The sequence below is a fragment of the Palleronia marisminoris genome (genome assembly GCF_900172315.1).
Lineage (GTDB): Bacteria > Pseudomonadota > Alphaproteobacteria > Rhodobacterales > Rhodobacteraceae > Palleronia > Palleronia marisminoris.
Window position 1 is genome coordinate 2,501 of the sequence record NZ_FWFV01000023.1, and the last position, 3,422, is coordinate 5,922.

Annotated in this window: 1 tRNA gene and 2 rRNA genes; all 3 read left to right on the forward strand. The window is 54.9% G+C overall.

From position 1 onward, the window contains the following. Positions 1-142: 142 nt before the first annotated feature. A 23S ribosomal RNA gene (locus PAM7066_RS18315) occupies positions 143-2,988 on the forward strand. A 166-nt stretch (positions 2,989-3,154) separates the two neighbouring features. After that, positions 3,155-3,269: ribosomal RNA gene (rrf, locus tag PAM7066_RS18320) — 5S ribosomal RNA — on the forward strand. Positions 3,270-3,343: 74 nt separating this feature from the next. Next, positions 3,344-3,420: transfer RNA gene (locus PAM7066_RS18325), tRNA-Met, on the forward strand. Positions 3,421-3,422 lie beyond the last annotated feature (2 nt).

Below are 3,422 nucleotides of genomic sequence, written 5' to 3' on the forward strand. Positions count from 1 at the left end.
CACTAACCAGGCGATCGCAAGATCGCCAAATCAGTCCTTCCACTCGAACCAGGTGGAAGGGCGGGTAGTATGCTTCTGATCAGTGGCAGCCGGAAGTCAAAAGGCCGGTTGTCCCGGAAGAAGCCAGTCTTCTTCTGGATCAGATCAAGCGCGAAAAGGGCGTTTGGTGGATGCCTTGGCAGCAAGAGGCGATGAAGGACGTGATACTCTGCGATAAGCGTCGGTGAGGTGAGAATAACCTTTGACCCGACGATCTCCGAATGGGGCAACCCACCTGACAGTATCGTATTATCTTCCCTCGGGAAGTTGATACGGCGCTGAACCAGGTACTTATTACCTGAATACATAGGGTTTTAAGAGCAAACCCGGGGAACTGAAACATCTAAGTACCCGGAGGAAAGGAAATCAACAGATACTCCCCTAGTAGCGGCGAGCGAACGGGGACCAGCCGAGCCGTGAGTGTGACTGGAACACGTTGGAAAACGTGACCATAGCGGGTGACAGTCCCGTACAGGAAGCATGATCGGACGCATTAAGTAGGGCGGGACACGTGAAATCCTGTCTGAAGATCGGGGGACCACCCTCGAAGGCTAAGTACTCCTTGCTGACCGATAGCGAACCAGTACCGTGAGGGAAAGGTGAAAAGCACCCCGACGAGGGGAGTGAAACAGTACCTGAAACCGAACGCCTACAATCAGTCGGAGCCTCCTTGAGGGGTGACGGCGTACCTTTTGTATAATGGGTCATCGACTTGGTCTCTCGAGCAAGCTTAAGCCGTTAGGTGTAGGCGCAGCGAAAGCGAGTCTTAATAGGGCGTCAGAGTTCGAGGGATCAGACCCGAAACCGAGTGATCTAGGCATGACCAGGATGAAGATAAGGTAACACTTATTGGAGGTCCGAACCCACACCTGTTGAAAAAGGTCGGGATGAGTTGTGCCTAGGGGTGAAAGGCCAATCAAACTCGGAGATAGCTGGTTCTCCGCGAAATCTATTTAGGTAGAGCGTCAGACGAATACCTACGGGGGTAGAGCACTGGATGGGTAATGGGGCCCCACAGGCTTACTGATCCTAACCAAACTCCGAATACCGTAGAGTACTATCTGGCAGACACACATCGGGTGCTAACGTCCGGTGTGGAGAGGGAAACAACCCTGACCTGCAGCTAAGGCCCCCAATTCGTGGCTAAGTGGGAAAGCATGTGAGACGGCCAAAACAACCAGGAGGTTGGCTTAGAAGCAGCCATCCTTTAAAGATAGCGTAACAGCTCACTGGTCTAGACAAGCTGTCTTGCGGCGAAGATGTAACGGGGCTCAAGCCACGAGCCGAAGCTCAGGACTGCATAGCAGTGGTAGCGGAGCGTAGTGTGACATAGCTCACTGTCTCCTTAGCGGGACGATCTTCCTCGGAGGGTCTGTCCGTGTTGGAGACAAGGAGCTTTCTGTGAAGCCGGCGCGTGAGCGATCCGGTGGAGAGATCACTAGCGAGAATGATGACATGAGTAGCGACAAACAGGGTGAGAGACCCTGTCGCCGAAAGTCCAAGGGTTCCTGCTTAAAGCTAATCTGAGCAGGGTAAGCCGGCCCCTAAGGCGAGGCCGAAAGGCGTAGTCGATGGGAATCAGGTTAATATTCCTGAGCCAGAAGGATGTGACGGATCGCAGGTGTAGTTCGCTCTTATCGGATTGAGCGGGCTGCTGAGCGGTTCCTGGAAATAGCCCTTCATGAGACCGTACCCTAAACCGACACAGGTGGACTGGTAGAGAATACCAAGGCGCTTGAGAGAACGATGTTGAAGGAACTCGGCAAAATACCTCCGTAAGTTCGCGAGAAGGAGGCCCAGTTACCAGGCAACTGGTGGCTGGGGGCACAAACTAGGGGGTGGCGACTGTTTACTAAAAACACAGGGCTCTGCGAAGTCGCAAGACGACGTATAGGGTCTGACGCCTGCCCGGTGCCGGAAGGTTAAAAGGAGAAGTGCAAGCTTTGAATTGAAGCCCCGGTAAACGGCGGCCGTAACTATAACGGTCCTAAGGTAGCGAAATTCCTTGTCGGGTAAGTTCCGACCTGCACGAATGGCGTAACGACTTCCCCGCTGTCTCCAACATCGACTCAGCGAAATTGAATTGCCTGTCAAGATGCAGGCTACCCGCGGTTAGACGGAAAGACCCCGTGCACCTTTACTACAGCTTCACACTGGCATCAGGCCAAGCATGTGCAGGATAGGTGGTAGGCTTCGAAGCAGGGACGCCAGTTCCTGTGGAGCCATCCTTGAGATACCACCCTTGCTTCGCTTGATGTCTAACCGCGGTCCGTTATCCGGATCCGGGACCCTGTGTGGCGGGTAGTTTGACTGGGGCGGTCGCCTCCCAAAGAGTAACGGAGGCGCGCGAAGGTTGGCTCAGAGCGGTCGGAAATCGCTCGTTGAGTGCAATGGCAGAAGCCAGCCTGACTGCGAGACTGACAAGTCGAGCAGAGACGAAAGTCGGCCATAGTGATCCGGTGGTCCCGAGTGGAAGGGCCATCGCTCAACGGATAAAAGGTACGCCGGGGATAACAGGCTGATGGTGCCCAAGAGTCCATATCGACGGCACCGTTTGGCACCTCGATGTCGGCTCATCTCATCCTGGGGCTGGAGCAGGTCCCAAGGGTACGGCTGTTCGCCGTTTAAAGAGGTACGTGAGCTGGGTTTAGAACGTCGTGAGACAGTTCGGTCCCTATCTGCCGTGGGTGTAGGATACTTGAGAGGAGTTGCCCCTAGTACGAGAGGACCGGGGTGAACGATCCACTGGTGGACCTGTTATCGCGCCAGCGGTAGTGCAGGGTAGCTATGATCGGACAGGATAACCGCTGAAGGCATCTAAGCGGGAAGCCCCCCTCAAAACAAGGTATCCCTGAGGACCGTGGTAGACCACCACGTCGATAGGCCGGAGATGTAAGCGCAGCAATGCGTTCAGTTGACCGGTACTAATTGTCCGATAGGCTTGATCTGATCCAGAAGAAGCCTGGCTTCAGAAGCATACACCACAGTGACTTGACCTGGATGTGCGATGTAACGGCGCCCACCCAATATCACGGGTGCCGGCCCGCACTTTGCCAAGCAAAGTGCTACACCGCACACATCGAATGCCGAAGGCATTCGGACGGTGTTCACTCGGTTTGGTGGTCACAGCGCGAGCAAAACACCCGGTCCCATTCCGAACCCGGTCGTTAAGTGCCGCAGCGCCGATGGTACTGCGTCTCAAGACGTGGGAGAGTAGGTCGCCGCCAAACCTAGTGAACACCGTCTCGTATCTCTCTGTCGATGAAACGCGCCAGAATGGCCGTCCGATCCAGACAAGTATTGCCGCGGGATGGAGCAGTCCGGTAGCTCGTCAGGCTCATAACCTGAAGGTCGTAGGTTCAAATCCTACTCCCGCAACCAAA